Here is a 24,964-nt window from a genome sequence, read left to right as displayed (position 1 = left end):
TCAACATGTTATTGCGGAATGAAGGTGGATTCAGTTTAATTGAAATACTAATAGCAGTTGTTATTATAGGGTTTCTGGCAGCTACAATTGGTCCAGAATTAATGAATAAAGTTACTGATGCTAAACAGACAGCAGCCCGAAACCAGCTAGAAATACTTGAGGTTGCTCTTGATAACTACAGGCTTGATAATGGACGGTACCCTACAACACAGCAGGGGTTAAAAGCCCTTATTGAAAAACCGACCATTTCCCCAATTCCTCAAAACTGGGATGGACCGTATCTGGAAAAGAAAGAAATTCCCCTGGACCCCTGGGGTAATGAATACAATTACCTTTCCCCTGGAAATTATAATACCCATAAATATGATTTGTGGTCATATGGCCTTGATAATAAAAAGGGAGGAACAGGGGAAGCAAGTGATGTTACCAACTGGTAGATCTTCAGGTTTTACCCTGGTTGAAGTCTTATTAATAGTGGTCATTATCAGCTTTTCGTTATTATTGATTATACCATCATTTGATAAATACCTGAAAACAGTTAACCTTAAAACCGGGGAAAGTCGAATTGTTTTTATTCTTACTTCGGCAAGAAAAACGGCAATTGCTTCCGGGTTTCCTCAAAAAATTGAAATTCATAAATCAAAATTAATATACCCAACCCCTACAGGAGAAAAAGTGGTTTTTAGCAGGGGTATTAAAAATATTGACTACAATGGTAAAAGGAAGGATATTATGTTCTATCCTGATGGGACAAGTTCTGGTGGTAAACTGGAGATTCTCTTTGATAATAATGTTAAAGTGGTTTTAAAAATTTCACCCGTTACCGGCCAATTAAAACCGGTGATGAGCCATGGTAGTTAGGGAGCAAGGCTTTACCCTGGTAGAGGTTTTAGTGGCGATGGTAGTTATCGGGGTATGTCTCGGTATTCTATTTAATGGTTATACCCGGATAGCCAGAAGTATTGAAGCAGCCCGGGAATATTCTTTTGTCAATAAACAGGGGCAGAAGATAATGGTTAATGTAAGTAATGGAATAGGAGCAAACCGGGGACGGATTATATATGGTGGTAAGGAATATTGGTGGTGGGCAGAACGAATTTCTCTGGAAAACGGATTAACGAGGTTAAATATCAATGTAGAATGGCAGGGCAGGAATGGTTATAAACAACAAACTTTTTCCCGGTTATTATTGAGGACTGAGGGTTATGAATGAAAGAGGGTTCAGCCTGCTGGAGGTTTTAATAGCCATTACCCTGACCGGTATAATTATTGGTGTCATCCTGTCTTCATTAGACATTGGTTTATCAACCTGGAAACGGGTTCAGTCTGATTCATATAATCTCCAGAACCAGCAGGTTGTGTTTAAATATCTAGAGTCTGATTTGCATAATTTATTTTATTCAAATCATGTTGATAAAAAACTTTTTTATTACGGGTATGACGGCTTTCTTTTTTATACTATCAATAAAGAAGAGATAAGGCAGGTCAATTATACTATTAATTACAGGAGAGGTCTTCTTATCAGGGAAACATATCCGGTAACCGGTACTGATTTTAAAATAGATAAACAAAAAAAAGAAGTCATTAATTTTTTAGAGAATACTGAAATTAAGAATGTCAGGTTTTATTTTTATGACCATCATAATAAATATTGGAGAAATTACTGGTCATACCGGGAGATAGGATATTACCCCTCCCTGGTCAAAATAGAAATAGCGGACAGTACATATGGAATCTGGTCAGGTGTTATAGAAATTTTCACCGGGCGTCAATATTGATTATATCCAGTAGGGGGAAGGGTTTTGATGTTAAAAAAAGCAAGGGAAACTTATCTGGAGCTTGGTCAAAACTATTCTAGATTGGTACAGATAAAAAGAGAAAAGATTTCTTGTGAGATGGTATTTGAGGGAGAAGGTATAAATAACCTTAAAAAGGCTGTCGACTCTGTAGTTTCTGAACTTAAGAGGCTTAAATCAATTAATATTATACTAACACAGAGTGAGGTTTTTTTCAGGTCTTACAGGATTCCCGGGTCCGCCCGGGATAGAATTGAGGAAATGATCGAGTTAAGGCTATCAACGGATCTACCCCTGGAAAAAAAAGATTTTATATATTCGATTTTTACCCATAAAACAGGGAAAAACGAACTACAGGTGCTTACCTTTACCAGTAAAAAAGGCTTAATAGAAGAAATTTATAATAGTTTTAATGGTAGAAATATAAGGGTTAAAAGTATTCTACCAGGGGGGTTGATATATTATTTAATTCACCGGGATAAAGAGGATTTAACTCCTGGCATTTATCTCGATAAAGATAGTCACCAGGGTCACATTACTTTTTTTAATGGTAAGAAAATTTACTTGAAGTCAATTAGACTTGATGGTAATTTTAAAAAAGAGCTTAAGAGAAATATTAATTTATTTATAAATTCCTTAGGTAGCGAGAGAGTAAATCTGGTGATTAATAATAAAAGGGTAGGAACTCTGAATGGGACCATTGACATTACTGACTTAAGTCTTTTTAATAATATTGAGGATGATGACCATACTCTTTCAAAGTGGGAAAAGGTCTTCCTGTATAAAAAAGATTTGATCAAAGCAAATTTATTAACAGAAGTTACCTCAGATAAAAGAAGGCAGAGAAACATATCAGGGGTATGGTTTTTGATAATAATTATTATATTACTTAATGCATACGGGTTTTATGTAAGATATAATAATGACGTTAAATATCTGGCCACTTTAAAAGGGGCAGCTGAAGATTTAAAACCCCTTTTAAATGAAATAAATACCGTTAAAACAGAATATAACCACGTTGTCGGGGAAATAAAAAAGCTTGAAGCTGAATTACAGGGCAATTACCGGGGTTATTTACCATGGCTAAGAGAACTGGGGGGGATTTTACCTGAGGGGACTGTGATTGAAGAAGTTAGCTTTAAAGACAATAAACTGGTAGCTCTGTCAGGTAGTTCTCCTTCAGCAACAGCTGTTATGGAAAACCTGGAGAAATCAGAATACTTCACCAGGTTGAGGTTTGAAGGTAGTATTACCCGGGAGAATGGTAAAGAGAGATTCAGGATTGCAGGTGAGATAAGTAATGGCCTTAACTAGGAGAGAAAAAAAGCTGCTGGTTACAGCTATTATAATAATTGTTACGGTTTCGTTGGTTAAATGGGGGCTTCTTCCTCTGTGGAATAAATACGACCATATCCATAAAGAATCCCTTAAGTTGGAACATGAGATCGAAAAATCAAAATTTGTTATCAATAGTAGTCTTAAATATTTAAATATATTAGAGGAGAAAAAACAGGAGTTGCGCCTTCTCAAGTCCAGTTTTTTTAAGGGTAAACCGGAAAAAATTAAACTGTCAGTACTTAATAATTTAGATAAATACATTAGAGAATGTCAGTTAAAAGTTATTACTAAAAATGTGGAAATGGTTAATGATAATGGGAGTGGTTATAAATCCCTTAAGTATCATATTCATTTAGAAGGCAGACTTTTAAACCTGGTAAGGTTTCTAGAAAGATTAAACCAGAGTCATAAAACATATCTGGTTCAGGCACTCAGTATAAAAGGTGATGTCAGTACCAGCTTTCTTACTTTTAATCTTGTAATTCAGGTTATATTTTTTGAAGATGGGATAGAAAATGTTCAGAAAGGTGAAGGTGTTTCCGGTGTTTAAGTTAAATAAAAAACAATCAAATTATATTACCCGGGTTTTTGGAGTAGCCTTAACAGTTTTGTTAATTGTTACATCTACTGTGAGTGCTGAAGAGTTGGTTGATGTGACCGTCAGGGGGGCGGATATCAGGGATGTTCTCCTGATGCTTACTGAACAGAGTGGGATAAACCTGGTTCCCGATGAAACAGTTCAGGGGGAGGTTACCATAAATTTAAGGGATGTTGACCTCCAGGAAGCCCTAAAGACATTAACCATGGCCTATGGATATCATTTTGAAAAGGTGTCAGAAAATGTTTATCTGGTAAGTCGGGATAAGTTAGAGGCCCCGGTTGATGTCAGGGTTAAAGATGGGTTTTTGACAGTTCACGCCACCAATGCTAATCTAAGAACTCTTTTGAGAGAAATTGCAGATAAAGCCAGTATTAATATTGTTATGGATGATTCAGTTTCCGGGAAAATTTCTATAGACCTTGAGAATATACCACTGGAAGTGGGGTTAATAAACCTGCTTCATGTTAATGGATTTTCTCTCAGTAAAAGTAATAGTGTCTACCGAATTTTTAAGGCTGATAATAATACAGGTAATAATCTGGCTATTTCTGTGGTTGATAACAGGGTAAGTATGGATGTCAGCCAGGCAAATCTTGGTGATGTGTTGCGGACCCTGGCCAGATTAGGAGACCTTGACATGGTATTATTTGGTGGAGTCAGGGATATAGTTGATTTAAAGCTTGAAGATATATCTCTGGATGAAGCCATTGAAATTATTCTGGCCGGAACCCGGTATACTTATCGTAAAGTTGACGGGGTGTATTTAATTGGTGATAAAAATATAAACAGCCCTGCTTCTGACCTTTTGACCACCAGTGAGCTGATTCCCATGGAATATATAGAGGTGGAAAAAGTCCCGCAGTTATTACCAAATAATTTTCCTGCGGCCAATGTGAAGGTTTTGAAGGAAAAAAATGCCCTACTGGTAACTGGAACCCAGTCAGATATTAATAAGCTAAAAGAGTATATTAAACAAATAGATACCAGGATTCCCCTGATAGTTGTTGAGGCTGTGGTAGTTGAATTGACCCGGAACCGCCAGGAAAACCCGGTTATAAAACTGGGAATGGAATATGACGGTGAAGAGGAACTCTTATTTGATACCTCTATGGGAAAACTTACTTATAAGTCTGTTCTTGATTTACCTGATGACTTTTATTTAAAGATTGAGGCTCTGGTGACTGAAGGGTTACTTACGGTAAAGGCCCGTCCCAATATAACAACTCTTAACGGCCAGCAGGCTATGATCGACGTGGGTACCGTCCAGTATTATAAGGTTAAGCAAACTGATGGAGAAGGTAATGAGGAAACCCAGTACCAGAGTATAAATGCCGGAGTATCGTTGACCGTTACCCCCTGGGTCAGTAGCTCCGGGGAAATCACCCTGAAGTTAAGACCACAGGTAAGTAACATTGGGGCAGCTGCTGCAGAGGGCCCCCCACAGGTCAGCAGACGTGAAGTGGATACTACTGTAAGGGTAAAAGACGGCCAGACCGTGGTTATCGGGGGGTTGATTCAGGATGTGGGGACAAATACAACTTCAAAAGTACCATTTCTGGCCAACATACCCCTGATTGGAAAATTATTTAAATCACGTAATAATAATGTTAACCAGACAGAGTTAATTATCTTTATAACCCCAAGGGTCTTAAAAGTTAATGAGGAGGAAGTTAAGAGCAAAATGAAAAAGATGCTTGAAAAGTCCAGAGAACAGTTACAGTAAAAATATATAAAGGAAGTTGAGTAACACCCCCGGGTTTGTCCCGGGGTGTTTTTATGTAAAATGGAGAAAAATGGAGGTAAATGTCAGAAAAAATAGTAAAAAAATTCAAAAATATAGCAGGAAATTGTTTTATCTATAAATAAATATAACAATAATTGGATGTTGTGTTTTCTTATAAAATAATGAAGAGGTGAAGAAGGGATGATTTTATGAGGAAACTTGTATTGGTATCTATCATGTTAATTTTTATTTTGTTATTTCAAATGTTTTTTATTGTCTTTGATAGTGGAGTTATTTTTGCTAACAATGGACAAGATGAAAATGATGAAGAAGAGGAAGATGATGAAGAAAGTGAAGAAAATGAATGTGATCATCCTGTTACAAGTACATACTATCATTGGGAATATACCAGCAATAGTCACTGGCTCGAATGGGAAGTGTATTGTGTTAATTGTGGTAAAACCCTGAGTACAAATTCCAGTTCACCAGAACCTCATAATATTACTTCAAGTTATAAAACAAAGAACTCTTCTAAATCCAGGTGTACACAGATAGTAACAGAGTCGTGTAGTACCTGTGGTTATACACATACCTATGAAAAAACGTATAATCATACAAGGGGTACAACTTGTTCTAAATGTGGTACATATTATCCGACCCACGAAGAAGAGGCTGAACAGAAGACAGGAGAAAGTAATGAAAAAAGTGGGGAAGGAGAAGATGAACTTGATGAAGGTGAAGAAGCCAATGATAATGCTGACCAGGAGATAAATGATGGGGAACAGAGTAATACTGATGCAAATAATGAATATGGAGACACTGAGTCTGACCTATCAGATGCCGGAGAGGAAAATGATAATGCAGAAACGGATATTAATAATGCAGATGAAAATATTGGTTCATCAAATGATTGTACAGCAGAAGCTGATCAATATAATACATCTGCTGAAGAGGGTATGGGTAATTCAGAATATTCACAGGGCGAATCATCAGATAATTTTGACGAAACATTAGCATGTGAAGAACAGGCTGAGGGCTATGAACAGGATGTTAATGACATTTACAATGATTTAGAGGAAACTGAAGACGGAAACACAGACCTTATGGAGGGAGAAAATAATAGTGCAAACAGTGATACAGCCGGGGATCCGGTTAGATATACTACCGGTGAATATGTAAGTAAGAGTACTGATTTACAAATTAATTCAGTTGAACCCCGGATAAAAGTAGTACGCAGTTACAGTAACTTTGATACAAGTAGTTTTTCTTTTGGTAGAGGCTGGAATTTTAACTATGATACCAGGATTATAATTGGCATCAGGGCTAATTATATTGAACAGCAGGAAGAATTACAGGAGCTTGCAGAATTAGTTGACGAAACATACCAGGAAGCTGTAATAGCATATCAGGAAGCAATGGATGCTGCATGTGAGTCAGTTGAATTTGCTAAGGAGGCAGTAGAAGATGCAGAAAAGGCGGTTAATGCTGCCCGTGACGCAAAGGACTATGCTTTAACTGCCAAAAACCTGGCTGAGAGTGGAAAAATAAATGCCAGTGAGGCTAAATACTATGCTGACTCTGCTTTTGACCATTTAAATAAATGCCTTGAATATGCAGATAACTCTATTCAATCAGGGAAAGAGGCTGAAAACCAGGCAAAGTTTGCCAGAGAAAAAGCCACAGAGGCCAGAAATATTGCTGATATAGCCATTGATTTGGCAGAAAGTGCTGTGTACCATGCTAACCGGAGTGGTAAGCAGAGTGTTATTGATGCTGCTTATGCTGCCCTGAACAGGGCGAATACTTTGAAAACTAACGCGTTAAATGAAATAGATGAGGCAGACAATAATATTGAAACAGCCAGAAAGATTAAATCAGATGCTCAAGATTTAAAAAATAAAGTAAACAATTTAAACCTGGCAGATAAAATTAGACAGGCTAAAAATACTGCAGAAAATAACTATAAAACAGCTGAAAAAACACTGGTAATTGCCCGGGATGTACTTGAACTGGCTGAAGATACTTTTAATAAAGTTAATAACACACTGGTATTAGCGGAAGCCCGGCTTAATGAAGCAAGTCAATGGAAAAAGGAACTTAATGACAATTATACTGTAATTGAAAATATCGATAAAATAAATAACAGGGTGCAGGAAATAGCAAGACAGGCATTATTAAACAGGGAGTATTCAGAAGCAGGGCGTTATCGTAACCAGTATAATGTTGACTGGAGTGTAAACCCGGCAAGAGATGAAATAGGTATCGGTAAAATTGTTTTAATAGATGATAAGGGCACCCCTCATATCTATAAAATACTTTCAGAACCTGACTTTGAGTCTAAAATTACATTCCCTGATGGTTTAAAGAACTATTATCCAGAAGGCAGTTTAACAGAACCGGTAACTATAACTGATGACAGGTTAGAAATATTACCTGATGGCAAATACCTGCTAACAAAGAAAGATAAAACAACTTACCTTTATTCGTATTTTGGCAGGTTGCTTAAAATTGAAGAACCAAATGGTAGATACCTTAAGTTTGGCTACAACGAAAACGAGCAGCTTGTGTCCATAGAGGATACATTCGGGCGGAAAGTAAAAATTGAACGGGTTAACGGAAAAATTGTTAAAATAACCGATCCGGTTGAACGTGTTTATACCTATGACTATGAAGGCAATAACCTTGTAGCATTTACTGACCCTGAAGGGTATACACGCCGCTATAGCTATAATGAGAACGGGATAACTGGCTTAACTTACCCGGATGGTTCAGGCTGGAAATATTATTACACTGAATTAAACGGTATAAAAGTCATTGATTACCAGCAGGATGCTGCAGGAAATATTATTGATTTTGAATACTATCCCGGGACAGGGGAAACAGTGGTAATTAACAGGAAGGGAAATAAAACAACCTACCGGTATAATGAACGACACCTGACTGAAGAAGAGATCAATGCAAATTACCAGAGTATTATTAAAAGGTATGATAATAACAATAACTTAGTATCTATAACTAACCAGCGGGGTTATACAACGTCTTATACATATGATAAAAACAATAACATAACAAGTGTAACAGATGCTGCCGGTTCAATCTATTTTACCTACAATGATTTTAACAAAATTACAAGTATTACAGATAAAAACGGATATACAACCAATTTTTACTATGATGACCGGGGCAACCTGACCCAGATCGTATATCCTGATGGTTCAAATAAACAGTATATTTATAATGACCTTGGTTTATTAGTTGTTGAAATAGACCAGCTTGGTAACAGGATAAACTATACTTATGATGGTTATGGAAATATTACAGAAAAGGTTTATCCAGATGGGAGCAGGGAAAAGTATGAATATGATAAGGTAGGAAGGTTAATTAAAAGGATCAAACCAGATGGTGGACAAATAAGCTACCATTATGATAATAATGATAATATAATCAGGGTAGTTGATGAACTGGGTAATGAAGAAACTTTTAAGTACAACTCAAGGGGAAAAATAATTGAAAAAATAGACCCTCGGGGTAATGTAACAAGATATGAATATGATGACAGAAATAATTTAAGCAAAATAATAGATGCTGAAGGAAATATCAAAGAAATTTTCTATGATGAAGCAGAAAATATGACCAGGAAGATACTGGCTGAAAATGTTAGCTATGTTTACCGTTATGATAACCTTGATAGGTTGATTACAGCGACCCAGGTAGAAACAGGTATTACAACTTCCTATGAATATGACCCGGTAGGGAACCTTATTGCTATTACAGACGGTGAAGGGCGGACAACCAGGTTTGACTATGATGGACTAAACCGGAGGGTAAGAGAGATAGACCCGTTAAACAATACTGTTGTATACAGGTATTACCCTAATAATCAGTTAAAATCTATTACAGATAAAAACGGGAATACAACCAACTTTAAATATGATTGTATGGGAAGGCTGACCGAGGTTATAAACCCAATTGGTGAGAGGGTACAGTATAAGTACGATGCAGCTGGTAACCTGGTAGCCGAAATTGATCCAATGGGGAATACCACCCGCTATCAATATGACTGTATGAATAGACTGGTTAAGGAAATAGATCCTGCAGGAAATGAAATCCAGTATGAGTATGACCTGTCCGGAAACCTTATTAAAGTTACAGACCCTGAAGGAAATACAACTTCATATACTTATGACCTGAAAGGAAGGGTTATTAAAGAAACCAATGCCCTGGGATACAGTAAGACATATGAATATGACGCAGTTGGAAATTTAATAACCTTCACCAATGAGGCCGGAGTAAAAACAACATACAAATATGACGGACTTAACAGGCTTGTTGAGATTAAGGACGCACTGGGTAACAGTACGAAAATTGGGTATACCCCACTCGGGAAAATAGCCTGGAGGGAAGATGCCCTGGGCAACAGGACAGAATTTACCTATGATTCTGCTGGAAGGCTTGTCAAAGAAACTGACCCTGAAGGCAATACAGTTGTGTATACCTATGATAAAGCAGGCAACCTGATTAAGGTAACCGATGAACTGGGCTATACTACAAATTACTGCTATGATAAACTCAATCGGTTGATAGAGGTCGTGGATGCCCTGAATAATAAAGTGGAGTACAGTTATGATCCCAGGGGTAACCTGACCATGATGGTTAATGAAATGGGAAATACCTATCAATACCATTATGATGCCCTGGACAGGCTGGTTAAAGAAATAAATTATCAGGGGAAAGAACAGACCTACAGCTATGATGCCAACGGCAACCTGATTGCTAAAAAGGACTTTAACGGGAACACTACAACCTATAATTATGATGAATTGAACAGGCTACTGGAAGTAATATTTAACGGCGGGAACAAGAAGCGGTTTAGTTATAACAGAAACGGGATGATGACCAGGGCCCAAAATGACAACTTACTTCAGAGGTACTACTATGATGGGCTATCAAGGTTGATAAAGGTCGAGGTTGAAGATGATGAAGGGGAAAACTATAAGATAGAGTATCAGTATAATGAACTTGGCCAGAAAACCAGGGTTATCTATGATGACAGTAATAATTTAAAAGACAGGGTAACCGGGTATGAATATGATGAATTAATGAGATTGAGCAGGGTTGAGCTGCCTGATGGTGGTGAAATAAAATATAGATATGATAAGTTAAACAGGATAATAACCAGGATAAATAATAACAGAACCGCGACCAGCTATACTTATACCCCTGATGGGCAGGTTGAGACCATTACCCACTGGAAAGGTTTTATAGGACACAACCAGAATATAATCCAGTCCTATGGTTATGTTTATAATGCCCGTGATGAGAGGGTATTACAGGTAGAAGAAAACGGGGAGATAACAGCTTACCAGTATGACCCCGCAGGCAGGCTGGCAAAAGTTTACTACCCCTTCAGTGACCGTAAGAAGATAGAGGATTTAAAAGAAAGATTCTATTACGGCCTTTTACCCGAATGGCCGGAGCCCTATAAATACGGGCTTAATATTGAAGAACCCCTTTCCTGGGACAAAGAAAACAACCTTTATAACCAGCTAAATGAACTGACCGGAAAGCTGGAAGGAAGCCTGGCAGGTATGCCTGGAGTTGGTAACAGCACCCGGGGCCAGAAAGGTAAAGGCAGACTGCCGGAATTAATAATCTCACAGGGTGAGGGAAGTTTGAACTTCACAGATAGAATAGACTTACCCTATGACGTAAGAAACAGAGTAGAGGAGCTATACAGCAGGATAAAAAATAACGGCTGGGGACTGGATATATATGGTGACAACTTCTGGGTTGAAGAATTTACCTATGACCCGGCAGGTAATATTACCGAAAAGAGGAACGGGTGGGGTAAAATAGAATATAAGTATAATGATGCCAACCAGTTAGCAAAGGCCGGTAACCGGCAGTATGAATATGACAGTAATGGTAATCTCATCAGGGAAGAGCTGGGACACTATTATGCCGAATACCACTATAATTACGAAAACAGGCTAATAAAAGCAGTCAACAACAGCCACCCCCATTTCCTGGGAGGCAAAAGTCCCTTTAAAGGTTCAGTAAGTTATACCTATGGACCTCTTGGCAGGAAGGTTAAAAAGGTTACAGACCCACAGCATGGAGCTAAAGTAGGTATAACAAAATATATCTATGATGGAACGAGAACAAATGTACTGGTTGAATATGAGATAGAACGCTTTGGTGGGGACCACCCCGGAAACAATAAACCTGGTAAAGGACATAAGCATAACAATAATCCATTTAACAATGCAGGAAAAATAAACCGGATTAACGAATATTACTATGGGAATGGTTTAATAGCCATGAATTACTTAAGCCACCCTGACAGGGGACGAATCCACTATGGTAATAATGTATCCTATTACCATAAAGATGCCCTGGGATCCATAATATTAATGACAGGCAGGAACGGACAGGTAATCGACAGGTATGAATATGATGCTTATGGAAATCCCTACAGTGGCAGGTTTGAACAGGGTAATAACATGAACTCATATGGATTCACCGGACAGAGATATGAAGCCAGGCTTGGAGTCTACACCTTTGCCTACAGGACATATAACCCCAGGGTTATGAGGTGGATAACTCCTGATCCGGTAAGAGATGGGATGAACTGGTATACCTATGTAAATGGGGATCCGGTAAATTTATGGGATCCGCTGGGGTTGTGTGATATTGATCCTGATAGCTGGAGAAATATAATGAAGGAACAACAGCCCATGATGCGGGGTGATGATGTAGAACAGGTACAAACCTTTCTAAACCAACAGGGGTATGATGTAACAGTTGATGGTATATTGGGCCCTGAGACGGCAGGGGCAGTTAGAGACTACCAGGAAGATAAAGGTTTATCTGTAGATGGTGTTGTAGGGCCCAATACCCGGGAAGAGATAAAAAAGGATCTGGGGATAGAGGATGTTAGGCATGAAATATATTTTAGTCACGATACAGATAAAGTTTACTGGACAGATAATACCGGAAAAATTATAAAATCATGGCAAGCTAGTGATGATATTATAGGATGAAAGAATCGAGAAGGGGAAACAAGAGAATCATTACCTGCGGGAGAATATATTGCAACAGCATATACGCCCGGTATTAATTATGGTAGAGCTTACGGTACAGGTTATATAGATACAGGAGATTCTCGTGGCAGAGATATTCACGGTGGTGGGTCAAGATTGACTTCAAAAGATGAAGTTGCTCAAGATTTTGTCAATAAAGAAGGGGCATATGCGCCACGGCAAGAATTACTACCAACATATGGATGTATAAGAATGCATAATGAGGATGTGGAAGAATTATGTAACTTGATTATCGATGAAGGAAACAATATTCCTTTACATGTATCTGAAACAATAGAGATTAATGATGATAAAATAATTAATTATACTCAATAAAATTTAAATACAAACCTGGTTTAAGGACAACTTCCTTAGGCCAGGTTTGGGAAAATATAATTAGTAATGTTTTAATGAGGGGGATTATGCTATGAAAATTAAAATTTTGATTATATTATTTCTTTTGATATTAATAAGTATGTGCTGTTTTGCTAACAATGATGGAGTGATGAATAAATATTTGGTGAAATATATAAGAGATGATGATAATAATTTTGATTCTAGAATATACAAGCAGCCAAACGGACCTTTTGTAATTTATACATTTCCGGAAATGGCTCAAGGAAATTATATTGGTTTAATATTCCATGATATAATGAGTGGGCCAGTAAAAGGAAAATGGAAGATAGATAACCGCTTTTGGCAAGAAGGAAGTTGGTGTGAAGATGTAATTAATTTTGCATGGAGTTTTGATGGAAAGTTTTTATTTGTAGCAACATCAAGCATATATGGTGATGGTGGGCTGTATAAACTAGACCTCTATAATAAATCTTATGAGCAATTGTATCCTATAAAATTAGAAGAAGCATATGATTACATGATAATTGAAATTTTAAATATTTCTGAGAAACAAATAGATTTTCGTGTTCAAAAAGACGAAGAAGAAATCATTAAAACTATTGATATATAAGTGAATTATAAAGTTACTGATTTTATAACAATAGCAAAAAAGTTGATTTCTAAGGTGGACAGACAGAGTAACCGGGTATATATACAACGGTACCGGAGTCAAATGTCCTGGCTGAATATGAACTCCGGTTATACTGAGGGAATGGTAAAGGGAAAAAGGAGCTCAACCTAAAGCTAAGGTTAATTACTATAACGAATATTTCTATGGACATGGTTTAGTGGCAATGAACTATCTCAATAACCCTGACCGGGGACGGGTTCACCCGAATGTATCCTTCTATCACAAAGATGTTCTGGGCTCGGTTTCGATGATAACCGGTAAAAACGGACACGTTATCGACCGCTATCAATATGATGCCCATGGCAGCCCATATACTGGCAGGTTTGAACAGGGTAATAACATGAACTCTTATGGGTTCACCGGACAGAGATATGAAGCCAGGCTTGGAGTCTACACCTTTGCCTACAGGACATATAACCCCAGGGTTATGAGGTGGATAACTCCTGATCCGGTAAGAGATGGGATGAACTGGTATACCTATGTAAATGGGGATCCGGTTAATCTGTGGGATCCGCTGGGGTTGGATTTAGTTGTATTAAATGATTCAGATGCTGTACCACAATTTGGAGGTCCACATGGTCATAATGCAGCGTTAATTGGTGATGAGAAAAATGGATGGACATATTTTTCAAAAGACGGAAAAAAAGCTGATGAAAATATAGATGATAGTAGGAAAAGGACTGAGAATAGAAATTATAGTCAGCATTATGATTCACTGAAAGATTTTAAAGAGGATGAAAAAATTAGTGGTAGGTATGACAGGATGGCAATAATTGATACTACTGATGAACAAGATAAAGCTATGATAGAAGAAGGTAAGAAAGTATATGATAGGAGGTATGATTTGACAGGTTCGTTTTATGGAGATAATTGCGCTGATTTAGTAGAAGAAATAGCTGATGCAGGTGATATTAATTTAAGTGGTGCAGATATACCATATTATGTACCAGTTGATTATCATACTGTGGTAGAGATTGATGTTACACAACCTAATGCACAATATGATATTGCAAAAGGGATGGCAAGTTTTGTTATAGAAGATGGAGAAGTAATACTGGATAAATCAGACGAATATGATGCATGTTCATTTTAAAATATTTAGTGTAATAACTCCGGGGGTAATATATTTGCCCCCGGGTTTATAAAAAGGGGATGTGGAGGCATGCGAGGATTAAAGATAATAACAATTATTTTATTTATTTTAATATTTGCGTATAAAGGGTATCAAATAATAGGAGTAAATATATACAGGTTAAAGAGTTTTAACCTTGATAAAAGTAACTATATTATATTGAGTGAAAGAAATGGATTATATAGTTGTTTAGAAAAAGGGAAAAATTATGATATTGAAATAAAAGAAAAGTGGGGAGTATATTTTGCTAGAAATATGTTTTTTGTAAATAAAAATATTATTTGTTTGGTTTTAGGAAAAAAGGTGTATTTTTATAATTATAAAGATAAAATACAAATTAATAAAATAGAAATCACAAGCCGTTCAATTGGAATCAACAAAAACAGTCAGGGTGACTTAATTTTATTTTCAGGAGGGGACTTATATGAATACTGCTATCCGGAAGATAAATTGATAAAAATAAAAGATTTAGTTGAAGATCCGTCAGACCATAGTATATATTATCCTTCTTTATACATACACCCTAACAAGATATCATATTATACAGAAAGAAACTCAGTATTTTATTCAGCTTATATTGATTCAGAAAAAAGATTAAGGGGTGTATATGAACTTTCACTCGATGATTTTTCATTAAAGCTAATAGATAAAGGGTTCTGTCCACAGGTAGATAATAAAAGGAAATGTCTTTATTATATAAACCACCAGCAGGACAGTGTAATAAAACTAAACCTGGCTAATGGTCATAAAAATGTGTTATTCAAATACCCTCATAATATCATCGATATTGTAGTGGTTAATGATAATATGGTATTTTTTGTTCATGCTTCTAGTAGAGAAACCATTAAAGGTGTAAAAATTGATCAAATGAAAGTATATCAACAGGGAAAAATAAAGACAATCTATACCAGGGGATACATATATGGTTCACCTTTTGATGTTATAGAAAAAAAGGAGATTAATAAAGAATGAGGGAGGGTATACAATTGAATGTTACTGCTCTTATAATATCTATAATAGTTGTTTTAATAGCAATTATCTATAATTATTTATTCTGGTACAATGACTTAATTATTTTTCCTTTAATCTTAGGAGGATTTATTTATTACGGAACATCATTAATATATAAAGAAGTATCACTTTATCAGGTACTAATAAAAGTGGGATGGAAACTGGTAATAGTATTAACTGTATATTTAACAATAAAAATTATTTATCTATAGTTCAAGAAAATGGTAAATATTATTGATATCAGAATATTAAAAGAAATATAATGAAGGAACAACAGCCCATGATGCGTGGGGATGATGTAGAACAGGTACAAACCTTTTTAAACCAACAGGGGTATGATGTAACAGTTGATGGTATATTGGGCCCTGAGACGGCAGGGGCAGTTAGAGACTACCAGGAAGATAAAGGTTTATCTGTAGATGGTGTTGTAGGGCCCAATACCCGGGAAGAGATAAAAAAGGATCTGGGGATAGAGGATGTTAGGCATGAAATATATTTTCACGATACAGAGAAAGTTTACTGGACAGATAATACCGGAAAAATTATAAAATCATGGCAAGCTAGTGATGATATTATAGGAGGAAAGAATCGAGAAGGGGAAACAAGAGAATCATTACCTGCGGGAGAATATATTGCAACAGGATATATGACCGGTATTAATTATGGTAGAGCTTACGGTACAGGTTATATAGATACAGGAGATTCTCGTGGCAGAGATATTCACGGTGGTGGGTCAAGATTGACTTCAAAAGATGAAGTAGCTCAAGATTTTGTCAATAAAGTAGGGGCATATGCGCCACGGCAAGAATTACTACCAACATATGGATGTATAAGAATGCATAATGAGGATGTGGAAGAATTATGTAACTTGATTAGCGATGAAGGAAACAATATTCCTTTACATGTATCTGAAACAATAGAGATTAATGATGATAAAATAATTAATTATACTCAATAAAATTTAAATACAAACCTGGTTTAAGGTCAATTTCCTTAGGCCAGGTTTGGGAAAATATAATTAGTAAAGTTTTAATGAGGGTGATTATGCTATGAAAATTAAAATTTTGATTATATTATTTCTTTTGATATTAATAAGTATGTGCTGTTTTGCTAACAATGATGGAGTGATGAATAAATATTTGGTGAAATATATAAGAGATGATGATAATAATTTTGATTCTAGAATATACAAGCAGCCAAACGGACCTTTTGTAATTTATACATTTCCGGAAATGGCTCAAGGAAATTATATTGGTTTAATATTCCATGATATAATGAGTGGGCCAGTAAAAGGAAAATGGAAGATAGATAACCGCTTTTGGCAAGAAGGAAGTTGGTGTGAAGATGTAATTAATTTTGCATGGAGTTTTGATGGAAAGTTTTTATTTGTAGCAACATCAAGCATATATGGTGATGGTGGGCTGTATAAACTAGACCTCTATAATAAATCTTATGAGCAATTGTATCCTATAAAATTAGAAGAAGCATATGATTACATGATAATTGAAATTTTAAATATTTCTGAGAAACAAATAGATTTTCGTGTTCAAAAAGACGAAGAAGAAATCATTAAAACTATTGATATATAAGTGAATTATAAAGTTACTGATTTTATAACAATAGCAAAAAAGTTGATTTCTAAGGTGGACAGACAGAGTAACCGGGTATATATACAACGGTACCGGAGTCAAATGTCCTGGCTGAATATGAACTCCGGTTATACTGAGGATATGGTAAAGGGAAAAAGGAGCTCAACCTAAAGCCAAGGCAAATTACTATAACGAATATTACTATGGGAATGGTTTAATAGCCATGAATTACTTAAGAGAAGAGATAAAGAAGGATCTGGGGATAGAAGAAAAGCCTCCTGCATATAGTGATGAAGAATTAGAATTAGTAACAAGAACAGTATATGCAGAAGCTTTAGGTACAACTAATTTAGAAAGAAAAGCAGTAACTTGGGTAATTAGAAATAGGGTGGAATCAAGTTATTATCCGGATAACTACGAAGAAGTAATAAGAGAAGAAAATGCGTTTGAAAGTGTTACTGAAAAAAGTCCACTCTGGAGAGAAAGTAAAGCTCCTGACAAGAGAAATGAACCAGAATATCAAGAAATAAACAAAATTGTCAAAGAAATAATGGATACATCATCTGATGATGATATTACTCATAGGGCTTTGTTGTTTCATGATACGAACACTCAACCTGAAACGCCTAGCGGATGGAATAAAGATGTTATTAATGAAGTTACTGATAAAATATATCCAGAATCTATTATTGCTGATGATGCAAATCAGTTTAGATTTTATCAAGAATTTAGATAATTTATAAGGGAGGAATATCACTTATGAATAAAATGAGGGGAAGGTATATATTTATATATGTTTTCATTATAGTGATTTTGTTATTATTTAATTTACAAATAGTTTCAGAAGATGACCATTTAAGTAAGAATGAAATTCAATTTATAAAAAGTACAATTTATAAAGAAAAGTTGCTTCCTTTATTAAATAAAGGGGTAAGTTTTAAAGTTATAAATTGGGGAAAAGAAGTGTCAGTTCATATTTCTAATCCAGAAAACAAAGAATATGACTATTATGTATATATAGATTATTGTTATAGAGATTGGGACAAAAATGTTGTAACAAAAGATGGCAAAAAAAAGAAGATAGTTTATTGTCTAAATAAAGAAGGAAGTAGATTTATTTATAAAGATATAGAAATATTTTATGGGGAGGCAGAAGATTTCAAAAAAGAATATTTCCCAGTTATATATTCAGGAATATGGAAATTTCCCGAAAAGCATGTTTTTGACCCGGTGGAAGGGAACAAAAAAATAATGCTGGAAGGAATAGTAAAAACAATCGGGTATGATCTGAGATACCAATACCAAAGGAATAAGGATAAATATAGCCTTCCTTCAGAAGTAAAAATAGCTATTGGTGAATTTAATGCACACCCTAATTTTACTAATACAGTAGTAAAGATAATAGATGAAAAGTGGCCCAGAGATATTCAATATTTTTATAATGTTTCCCTGGATTTTATTTCAATAGATAAACTGAAAGAAGAACTGGAAAAACATGACCACAAGTATAAAATGTACTATGCATACAGGTATATTGGAGGCAAGCTAAGGCCTGAGGTAGAGCAATTTCTTAACAAATACAGTATTAAAGTAAAGATACCTTTAGATGAATAGTTGTATATAAACCATATAAACTAAAATAACTTACCAAGACCCCGGGGGTGATATCACCCCCGGGGTTTATAAGTAATGCAGGAAAAATAAACCGTATTAACGAATATTACTATAAAAATATTTTGATACACCTTTGCCTACAGGACATATAACCCAAGAAGTATGAGGTGGATGACTGTAGACCCGGTAAAAGATGGGATGAACTGGTATACCTATGTAAATGGGGATCCGGTTAATCTGTGGGACCCAAACGGGAAAATGTCAATGCCTATAGGATCAATAACAATTCAACAACATCTTGAACTTTTAAATTTAAATGAAAAAGTCAAAGATGAAATGGATAATTGATTTGAGAGCCCCCATTTTTTTGGGGATTTCCAAAATTTACTAGATGGTGTTTATTAAATGGTTAGACTATATCAATAAAAAATTTAAAAAGTTTTATGTAATATGATTATTAGGGGTGATTATATGAAAAAAATAATTTTTGTAAGTAGTATCTTTATCATTTATCAATTATTACAAATATTTCAACTCATTAATTTGTTGACCCTGAATTTTTATTTATATTTATTACATCCTTTATATGTTATAGCATGGGTTATAATATTAACTTCATATAAAGATAACATAATTAAACCGGGTTATTTCTATGTTCTCATTTTTATTATGATGATTCTTTTAATTATAAATATATACATAAATGAAAAACAAATATTAAATATAAATACATATCAGATATTATTACTGATGTATATATTTATTGATTTGTATATAACAAAAGATTTTAATCATTTAAAAAAAGAATTAGATACCAAGCACTTAGCAATTACGGTAAGACACAAAAATTCATTAAAGTTAAAATACTTTAATTATTATTTCTATTTTAAAGCAAAGGTTTGTTATATAGGTAAAAAATACCGAAAAACAATCATATATTTAAAAATAGCTAGCTTGATAAATATGTTTAATAAGGACATGTTATTAAAAGCTAGCTTACATATTTGTAGATTTAGCTTATGTTTATTATAAAAAAAATTATATTAATAAGAGTATATTAAACTACAAAAAAGCAATTAATTATTTTGAAAAGAGTAATATAAATATTGCAAATTTGGATGCTTATTCAAACTCTCTTTACAATCTTTCTAATCTTTTTTATATAAATAAAAACTATAAAAAAGCTGCCTTTTATCTAGAAAAATCTATTGAAACGAAAAAAACGATAAAAGTGTATTATCTATTGGCATGTTCTTATTTTAAATTAAATGAATTAGAAAAAGCAGAAGAAATGTTTTTAAAAGTAACAAATTTATCTGCTTATAAATCTAAATTTACTTTAGATAGTTTTTGGTGGTTAATAAATATATATGCTAAAACCAGCGATAAAGAGAAAAAAATTAAATATTTCTTTAAGGGGTTAAAAGTTGACCCTGCATTTTATATAAAGTATAAATGGCCAGAAGGCGCTTTTAATAAAAAGGAAGAAATATTAATTTATAATTATTTTAAAAATATTTATAGTGAAAAAGATTATTTAAATGTTACTTTATATAATTCTTTAATCTACTTATGTTATAGATTAAATAAAGAAAAAGAAGTAAAAGACTACATTGAAGAGATGAAAACTAAATATAAAGAAGAGCTGGATTCGTATTACTGGGAAATAATATTTAATCTGTGGAAAAAGAGATTCAATAAAGCCAGAAATATTTATAAAGAAGCTTTAAAAAAGGATAAGAACTTTTTTAAAAAATATACCTGGGAAGAGGTTGATGATAATCTACTTAGAATATTGAAAGAATATTGACCTTGAATCAGTATTTATCAGATGAAGTCATATTAAGTTAGGAAACTTAACACTTTTTCAATAATAAATATACTGTTATTTTTGTATTATTAATTATCTTTATAATTTTAACTTGTAAACCTGGTTAACCCCGGGGGTGATATCACCCACGGGGTTTATAAATAATGCAGAAAAAATAAACCGTATTAACGAAATTATAATCATTTTCCAATAGATCTTATGGTGATTTGACTTTGGGATTATGATATTCTATAATAGGTGTTAATTTGTAATGAATTCATGTACATCTGGGTATGCAAATAATTAAATTTCATAATTAAAATTTAATTGTGAAAGATTGTCAAAAAGTCCGTTAATGCTTGTTATAATGGACAGTAATACTTACATATGACACTATAAAAAACAGTAAATGTAAGAGGTGTAACAGCATGGAAAAAAGAAAAAGCCTGTTTCAATTAGCTGTACCTATATTTATTGAGACCCTCCTGTTTATGTTGTTGGGTATAGCTGATATTTTTATGCTAAGTCAATTTGATGACAGGGCTGCTGGGGCTGTTGGGGCTTCTAACCAGGTAATAGGAAATTTAAATTTAATTTTTGCCATAATTTCAGCAGGTACAGCAGTTTTAGTGGCCCAGAATGTGGGAGCAAAAAATAAAAGGGAAATAGAGAGGGTATGTTCTATCTCCCTGGTTATGAATTTTGTCATTGGTCTTTTAGTTAGTATTACCATGATATTCTTTGGTGATGTGATACTGACTAAAATGGGTGTTACCCGGAGTCTAATGGGGTATGCATCTAATTATATAAAGATTGTCGGTGGGGCCTTATTTGTTCAGTCAATATTAAATACTGTTACTGTAATCATCAGGAGCCATGGCTATACCAGGGAAAGTATGTTAATAACAGTCGGGATGAATATTTTAAATATCTTTGGTGATGCTGTTTTTATCTTTGGCCTGTTTGGGGCTCCGGTACTGGGTGTTAAAGGGGTCGCTATTGCTACTACTGTAAGTAGAATACTGGCTACGATTATAGCATTTATATTTTTGTTCAAGGGGCTGGTACCAGTTAGTATGTTTAAATATTTATATGATAAACCTGTAGGTACTTTTAAAAAACTAATAAAAATTGGCTTCCCATCTGCTATGGAGAATATGTCTTATTCCCTAGCCCAAACAGTAATAATGAGTATTATATTATTAAATTTAGGGGAACAGGCCTATATTGCCAGGACTTATATCTGGACATTGAGCTGGTTTGTGGTCTTGTTTTCAATTTCTATCGGGCAGGCCAACCAGATTATGATTGGCCAGTTAACCGGGGCTGGTAAAGTGGAAGAGGCCTATCATACCGGGCTTAATAACTTTAAAACAGCTATGTTATTTTCAGTTCTTGGGGGAATAGCTTTAATAATTTTTAGAAGAAAGTTAATAGGTATTTATACTGATAACCAGGATATTATTTTGATAGGGTCAATTACCCTGATAGTGGATGCTTTCCTTGAACCCGGTAGAACCTTTAATATTGTCCTTATTAATGGTTTAAGGGGGGCAGGAGATGTTATTTTTCCCGTTGTTATGGCCATTATAAGTATGTGGGGTCTTGGCGTTACAACTGCATACTATTTTGGTGTTGTTCTGGGACTGGGTCTTCCCGGTATCTGGATGGGTTTAATACTTGATGAGTGGTTCCGCGGGGTCTGCATGTTATTCAGGTGGCGAGGGAAAAAATGGGTAAGAAAAGTGATGGTGTAGAAGGCAAATCTTCAGATAAAGGGGTTAGTGAGGGATAAAACAGGAGGTATTTATACTGAAAGTCTGGAAATTAGAGAGTATAATCTTCAATTTAAAGTAAATTCAAATTAAAGTAAATTAAAAAAACAGGGAGGGTTCCTGTATACTTGCCGGGAATAATTAAGGTGTGAGGCCATTAAACCTTTTCAAAAAAATATGAGGTAGGTCTGACATAATTATCAAATAAAGTGGGGTGGTAATAATGTATGACACACTTAAATTTGAGGGAGATACACTTATTTTAATTGACCAGAGAAAACTCCCCCAGAAGGTTGAGTTTTTTAAATGTAGAGATTACCGGGATGTTGAGTTTGCTATTGCCGACATGGTTGTAAGGGGAGCACCGGCTATTGGAGCTGCCGGGGCTTATGGGGTTTATCTGGCAGCCAGTGAATTTAAAAATAACTCTGAAGAGGTTTTCTTTAAAAAAGTTAAGGAAGCCAATAAGGTTTTAGTTAAAGCAAGGCCCACTGCAGTTAACCTTTTCTGGGCCATAAATAGAATGGAACAGGCAATGAAAAGAAACAGGAATAAACCCGTCTCTGAAATCCTGGAAATATTAAGGGAGGAAGCTGATAACATAGCCCGGGAGGATGTTGAAACTAATCAGGCGATTGGTAAGTTTGGTAATGAAGTTATCCCTCAGGGGGCTACCATATTAACCCATTGTAATGCAGGAGCTCTGGCTACAGTTGGCTATGGTACGGCTCTCGGGGTTATCAGGGCTGCCCATGAGAGTGGTAAAAATATTAAGGTTTATGCTGATGAAACCCGCCCCCGTCTTCAGGGAGCCCGTCTCACCGCGTTTGAGTTGGTTGAAGAGGGAATTCCGGTAACCCTTATTGCTGATAGTGTTGCTGCAACCCTGATCAGGGATGGGGTCATTGATGTTATAGTTGTTGGAGCTGATAGAATTGCCTCCAATGGAGATACAGCTAATAAAATCGGGACCTTTATGCTTTCAGAACTGGCAGTCAGGTTCGGTGTTCCCTTATATATTGCGGCTCCGGTTTCAACAATCGATTTTGATATCAATGACGGGTCAGAAATTGTTATTGAAGAACGTTCACCGGAAGAAGTAACCCATATCCAGGGTATCCAGATTGCTCCAGATGGGGTAGAAGTCTATAACCCCGCTTTTGATGTTACTCCGGCTGAAAATATAACTGGCATTATTACTGAAAAGGGGATTATTGAGCCACCATATAAAGAGGGAATAGCCAGTTTGAAATCCAGCCAGAAAAAGGGGGATATTGATGGCCAGTTATGAGAAAATTGTTGTTTCCGCAGGTCTTGAGATGTGCCAGCGGAGTCTGACAGTGGGTACCTGGGGTAATATAAGCTGCCGGAACCCGGAAACCGGGGAAATTTACCTAACTCCCAGTGGTATTGACTATAAAAAAATTAAGCAGGAGGATATTGTGGTTTTCAATAGAGATGGTAAAGTAATCAGGGGTGATAAAAAACCATCGATTGAAAATCAATTACACCTTAAGATATATGAGGCCCGTGAAGATGTTAATGCTATCATCCATACCCATGCTGTTTACTCCGGGGCTTTTGCCATCACCGGTGAAAAAATTCCACCAGTATCGGAGGACTTTGTCCAGATTGTTGGGGATTCGGTAAGGTGTGCTGATTATGCCCTGCCGGGTACTAAGGAACTTGCATTAAATGCTGTAAAAGCCCTCGGAGATAGAAAAGCGGTGTTATTACTAAATCATGGAACGGTATGTGTCGGTGAGGATATGGACGAGGCCTTTAAGGTATGTGATGTGGTGGAGAAAACAGCCAGGCTTTATATATACAGCAGGTTTATTGGTGAACCGAGATTGATACCTGATGATGATATCAAAGCTATGCAGGAGTTTGTAAAAAATAGTTATGGCCAGGATAAGTAAATTAAATATTTTTTAGCTTTTTGTCTATCCGGGGTTAACCTCTAACAGGGTTAGCCCTTTTCTTTATTAAGCTCAACTCTATTTCAAATGACCACTTAACTGGATTAAGTAGTTTCGATTAGTTGGTATCGGTCCAGTCTTTCTTCAAGAAAAAGGAGTTTAGTGGGGATTTGACAAAAATTATGCTACCCAACTTAACATAAAAAGCATGCATATTGATATTAACAATTTTTTTTGTAAAACATATTATATTACAAAATATAGAGATACAGGGGAATCGTGATATTTTTCTTAAACGAATAACGGGAGGTGATATAATGGGTAGGGAAGTTCACCGGACAGAATTGTTGGGAGGAAGACACCATAAAGATAGGAGCTGTTCCAACACATTTAAACAGGAATTACTCGTAGAATTTGAAGTAACGTTTAATGTAGATATTGAAAATGTAAATGTTACTGATGTTCAATGCCCCGGGGCAGGTTTTGATCTGTAGTTATTATTAATAAAAATGTAACACTATTCTTTATTTTAAAATATAGTGAA

At 35.3% G+C, this 24,964-nt stretch carries 23 protein-coding genes and 1 pseudogene; all 24 read left to right on the top strand.

The window, feature by feature from the left end:
* Positions 1 to 5: 5 nt before the first annotated feature.
* A complete protein-coding gene (gene gspG, locus HORE_RS09685; protein ID WP_015923586.1) occupies positions 6 to 437 on the top strand; it encodes a type II secretion system major pseudopilin GspG in 432 nt (143 codons plus the stop codon).
* Positions 421 to 861, top strand: coding sequence for a pilus assembly FimT family protein (locus tag HORE_RS09680; RefSeq protein ID WP_015923585.1), 441 nt, complete (start codon positions 421 to 423; stop codon positions 859 to 861). Before gspG ends, HORE_RS09680 begins: the two co-directional genes overlap by 17 nt.
* The gene (locus HORE_RS09675) at positions 851 to 1,213 is read left to right on the top strand and encodes a prepilin-type N-terminal cleavage/methylation domain-containing protein (protein ID WP_015923584.1); all 363 of its coding nucleotides are present in this window, start codon (positions 851 to 853) and stop codon (positions 1,211 to 1,213) included. The genes HORE_RS09680 and HORE_RS09675 overlap by 11 nt, the downstream gene beginning before the upstream one ends.
* Positions 1,206 to 1,778: a PulJ/GspJ family protein gene (locus tag HORE_RS09670; protein ID WP_015923583.1), complete on the top strand. Its 573-nt coding sequence runs from the start codon at positions 1,206 to 1,208 to the stop codon at positions 1,776 to 1,778. Before HORE_RS09675 ends, HORE_RS09670 begins: the two co-directional genes overlap by 8 nt.
* 27 nt (positions 1,779 to 1,805) lie before the next feature.
* Positions 1,806 to 3,110, top strand: a complete 1,305-nt coding sequence (locus HORE_RS09665) for a PilN domain-containing protein (protein WP_015923582.1) — start codon at positions 1,806 to 1,808, stop codon at positions 3,108 to 3,110.
* Complete coding sequence (locus HORE_RS09660; protein ID WP_015923581.1) at positions 3,097 to 3,684, top strand: hypothetical protein; 588 nt, start codon at positions 3,097 to 3,099, stop codon at positions 3,682 to 3,684. Before HORE_RS09665 ends, HORE_RS09660 begins: the two co-directional genes overlap by 14 nt.
* Positions 3,650 to 5,458 (top strand): secretin and TonB N-terminal domain-containing protein, encoded by a 1,809-nt coding sequence (locus HORE_RS09655; protein ID WP_015923580.1) that lies wholly within the window; start codon positions 3,650 to 3,652, stop codon positions 5,456 to 5,458. Before HORE_RS09660 ends, HORE_RS09655 begins: the two co-directional genes overlap by 35 nt.
* A 236-nt stretch (positions 5,459 to 5,694) precedes the next feature.
* Positions 5,695 to 12,501 (top strand): RHS repeat-associated core domain-containing protein, encoded by a 6,807-nt coding sequence (locus tag HORE_RS09650; protein ID WP_167935782.1) that lies wholly within the window; start codon positions 5,695 to 5,697, stop codon positions 12,499 to 12,501.
* A gap of 156 nt (positions 12,502 to 12,657) precedes the next feature.
* On the top strand, positions 12,658 to 12,876 hold the full coding sequence (locus HORE_RS09645; protein ID WP_015923578.1) for a L,D-transpeptidase: 219 nt from the start codon (positions 12,658 to 12,660) through the stop codon (positions 12,874 to 12,876).
* A gap of 91 nt (positions 12,877 to 12,967) precedes the next feature.
* Positions 12,968 to 13,507: a hypothetical protein gene (locus HORE_RS09640; RefSeq protein WP_015923573.1), complete on the top strand. Its 540-nt coding sequence runs from the start codon at positions 12,968 to 12,970 to the stop codon at positions 13,505 to 13,507.
* A 223-nt stretch (positions 13,508 to 13,730) separates the two neighbouring features.
* Positions 13,731 to 14,660 (top strand): RHS repeat domain-containing protein, encoded by a 930-nt coding sequence (locus HORE_RS09635; protein ID WP_041606060.1) that lies wholly within the window; start codon positions 13,731 to 13,733, stop codon positions 14,658 to 14,660.
* 69 nt (positions 14,661 to 14,729) lie between these two features.
* Positions 14,730 to 15,671 carry a hypothetical protein gene (locus HORE_RS09630; RefSeq protein WP_015923576.1) on the top strand — a complete coding sequence of 314 codons (942 nt, stop codon included), beginning with the start codon at positions 14,730 to 14,732 and terminating at the stop codon, positions 15,669 to 15,671.
* A 14-nt stretch (positions 15,672 to 15,685) separates the two neighbouring features.
* Positions 15,686 to 15,922, top strand: a complete 237-nt coding sequence (locus HORE_RS09625; protein ID WP_143710056.1) for a hypothetical protein — start codon at positions 15,686 to 15,688, stop codon at positions 15,920 to 15,922.
* 50 nt (positions 15,923 to 15,972) lie between these two features.
* Complete coding sequence (locus HORE_RS12555) at positions 15,973 to 16,668, top strand: peptidoglycan-binding domain-containing protein (RefSeq protein ID WP_083763047.1); 696 nt, start codon at positions 15,973 to 15,975, stop codon at positions 16,666 to 16,668.
* A gap of 91 nt (positions 16,669 to 16,759) precedes the next feature.
* Complete coding sequence (locus HORE_RS09615; protein ID WP_015923573.1) at positions 16,760 to 17,299, top strand: hypothetical protein; 540 nt, start codon at positions 16,760 to 16,762, stop codon at positions 17,297 to 17,299.
* 223 nt (positions 17,300 to 17,522) lie between these two features.
* The gene (locus tag HORE_RS09610) at positions 17,523 to 18,035 is read left to right on the top strand and encodes a cell wall hydrolase (protein ID WP_015923572.1); all 513 of its coding nucleotides are present in this window, start codon (positions 17,523 to 17,525) and stop codon (positions 18,033 to 18,035) included.
* 23 nt (positions 18,036 to 18,058) lie between these two features.
* Positions 18,059 to 18,913 (top strand): hypothetical protein, encoded by an 855-nt coding sequence (locus tag HORE_RS09605; RefSeq protein WP_015923571.1) that lies wholly within the window; start codon positions 18,059 to 18,061, stop codon positions 18,911 to 18,913.
* Between the two features lie 138 nt (positions 18,914 to 19,051).
* Positions 19,052 to 19,261: pseudogene (locus HORE_RS12735) on the top strand (RHS repeat-associated core domain-containing protein); the annotation flags it as partial.
* 123 nt (positions 19,262 to 19,384) lie between these two features.
* Positions 19,385 to 19,945, top strand: coding sequence for a hypothetical protein (locus HORE_RS09600; RefSeq protein ID WP_041606057.1), 561 nt, complete (start codon positions 19,385 to 19,387; stop codon positions 19,943 to 19,945).
* Positions 19,914 to 20,723: a tetratricopeptide repeat protein gene (locus HORE_RS09595; protein WP_083763043.1), complete on the top strand. Its 810-nt coding sequence runs from the start codon at positions 19,914 to 19,916 to the stop codon at positions 20,721 to 20,723. The genes HORE_RS09600 and HORE_RS09595 overlap by 32 nt, the downstream gene beginning before the upstream one ends.
* Before the next feature lie 428 nt (positions 20,724 to 21,151).
* Positions 21,152 to 22,480: an MATE family efflux transporter gene (locus tag HORE_RS09590; RefSeq protein ID WP_015923568.1), complete on the top strand. Its 1,329-nt coding sequence runs from the start codon at positions 21,152 to 21,154 to the stop codon at positions 22,478 to 22,480.
* A 241-nt stretch (positions 22,481 to 22,721) separates the two neighbouring features.
* Entirely contained in the window at positions 22,722 to 23,789 is a 1,068-nt protein-coding gene (mtnA, locus tag HORE_RS09585; RefSeq protein ID WP_015923567.1) for an S-methyl-5-thioribose-1-phosphate isomerase, read from the top strand.
* The gene (locus HORE_RS09580; protein WP_015923566.1) at positions 23,776 to 24,420 is read left to right on the top strand and encodes a class II aldolase/adducin family protein; all 645 of its coding nucleotides are present in this window, start codon (positions 23,776 to 23,778) and stop codon (positions 24,418 to 24,420) included. Before mtnA ends, HORE_RS09580 begins: the two co-directional genes overlap by 14 nt.
* Before the next feature lie 317 nt (positions 24,421 to 24,737).
* Positions 24,738 to 24,914, top strand: coding sequence for a hypothetical protein (locus HORE_RS12990; RefSeq protein WP_167935780.1), 177 nt, complete (start codon positions 24,738 to 24,740; stop codon positions 24,912 to 24,914).
* Positions 24,915 to 24,964 lie beyond the last annotated feature (50 nt).

Origin of the sequence: Halothermothrix orenii H 168 (assembly GCF_000020485.1) — a bacterium.
GTDB lineage: Bacteria > Bacillota > Halanaerobiia > Halanaerobiales > Halothermotrichaceae > Halothermothrix > Halothermothrix orenii.
Note: the sequence above shows the minus strand (reverse complement) of the source record. Positions and strands in the feature narration are given on the sequence as shown.

What these genes read in the sequence shown, in the direction of transcription:
- gspG (WP_015923586.1), top strand. Translation starts at nt 6, where the DNA reads ATGTTATTGCGGAATGAAGGTGGATTCAGTTTAATTGAAATACTAATA.
- HORE_RS09680 (WP_015923585.1), top strand. Translation starts at nt 421, where the DNA reads ATGTTACCAACTGGTAGATCTTCAGGTTTTACCCTGGTTGAAGTCTTA.
- HORE_RS09675 (WP_015923584.1), top strand. Translation starts at nt 851, where the DNA reads ATGGTAGTTAGGGAGCAAGGCTTTACCCTGGTAGAGGTTTTAGTGGCG.
- HORE_RS09670 (WP_015923583.1), top strand. Translation starts at nt 1,206, where the DNA reads ATGAATGAAAGAGGGTTCAGCCTGCTGGAGGTTTTAATAGCCATTACC.
- HORE_RS09665 (WP_015923582.1), top strand. Translation starts at nt 1,806, where the DNA reads ATGTTAAAAAAAGCAAGGGAAACTTATCTGGAGCTTGGTCAAAACTAT.
- HORE_RS09660 (WP_015923581.1), top strand. Translation starts at nt 3,097, where the DNA reads ATGGCCTTAACTAGGAGAGAAAAAAAGCTGCTGGTTACAGCTATTATA.
- HORE_RS09655 (WP_015923580.1), top strand. Translation starts at nt 3,650, where the DNA reads ATGTTCAGAAAGGTGAAGGTGTTTCCGGTGTTTAAGTTAAATAAAAAA.
- HORE_RS09650 (WP_167935782.1), top strand. Translation starts at nt 5,695, where the DNA reads ATGTTAATTTTTATTTTGTTATTTCAAATGTTTTTTATTGTCTTTGAT.
- HORE_RS09640 (WP_015923573.1), top strand. Translation starts at nt 12,968, where the DNA reads ATGAAAATTAAAATTTTGATTATATTATTTCTTTTGATATTAATAAGT.
- HORE_RS09635 (WP_041606060.1), top strand. Translation starts at nt 13,731, where the DNA reads ATGAACTATCTCAATAACCCTGACCGGGGACGGGTTCACCCGAATGTA.
- HORE_RS09630 (WP_015923576.1), top strand. Translation starts at nt 14,730, where the DNA reads ATGCGAGGATTAAAGATAATAACAATTATTTTATTTATTTTAATATTT.
- HORE_RS12555 (WP_083763047.1), top strand. Translation starts at nt 15,973, where the DNA reads ATGAAGGAACAACAGCCCATGATGCGTGGGGATGATGTAGAACAGGTA.
- HORE_RS09615 (WP_015923573.1), top strand. Translation starts at nt 16,760, where the DNA reads ATGAAAATTAAAATTTTGATTATATTATTTCTTTTGATATTAATAAGT.
- HORE_RS09610 (WP_015923572.1), top strand. Translation starts at nt 17,523, where the DNA reads ATGAATTACTTAAGAGAAGAGATAAAGAAGGATCTGGGGATAGAAGAA.
- HORE_RS09605 (WP_015923571.1), top strand. Translation starts at nt 18,059, where the DNA reads ATGAATAAAATGAGGGGAAGGTATATATTTATATATGTTTTCATTATA.
- HORE_RS09600 (WP_041606057.1), top strand. Translation starts at nt 19,385, where the DNA reads ATGAAAAAAATAATTTTTGTAAGTAGTATCTTTATCATTTATCAATTA.
- HORE_RS09590 (WP_015923568.1), top strand. Translation starts at nt 21,152, where the DNA reads ATGGAAAAAAGAAAAAGCCTGTTTCAATTAGCTGTACCTATATTTATT.
- mtnA (WP_015923567.1), top strand. Translation starts at nt 22,722, where the DNA reads ATGTATGACACACTTAAATTTGAGGGAGATACACTTATTTTAATTGAC.
- HORE_RS09580 (WP_015923566.1), top strand. Translation starts at nt 23,776, where the DNA reads ATGGCCAGTTATGAGAAAATTGTTGTTTCCGCAGGTCTTGAGATGTGC.
- HORE_RS12990 (WP_167935780.1), top strand. Translation starts at nt 24,738, where the DNA reads ATGGGTAGGGAAGTTCACCGGACAGAATTGTTGGGAGGAAGACACCAT.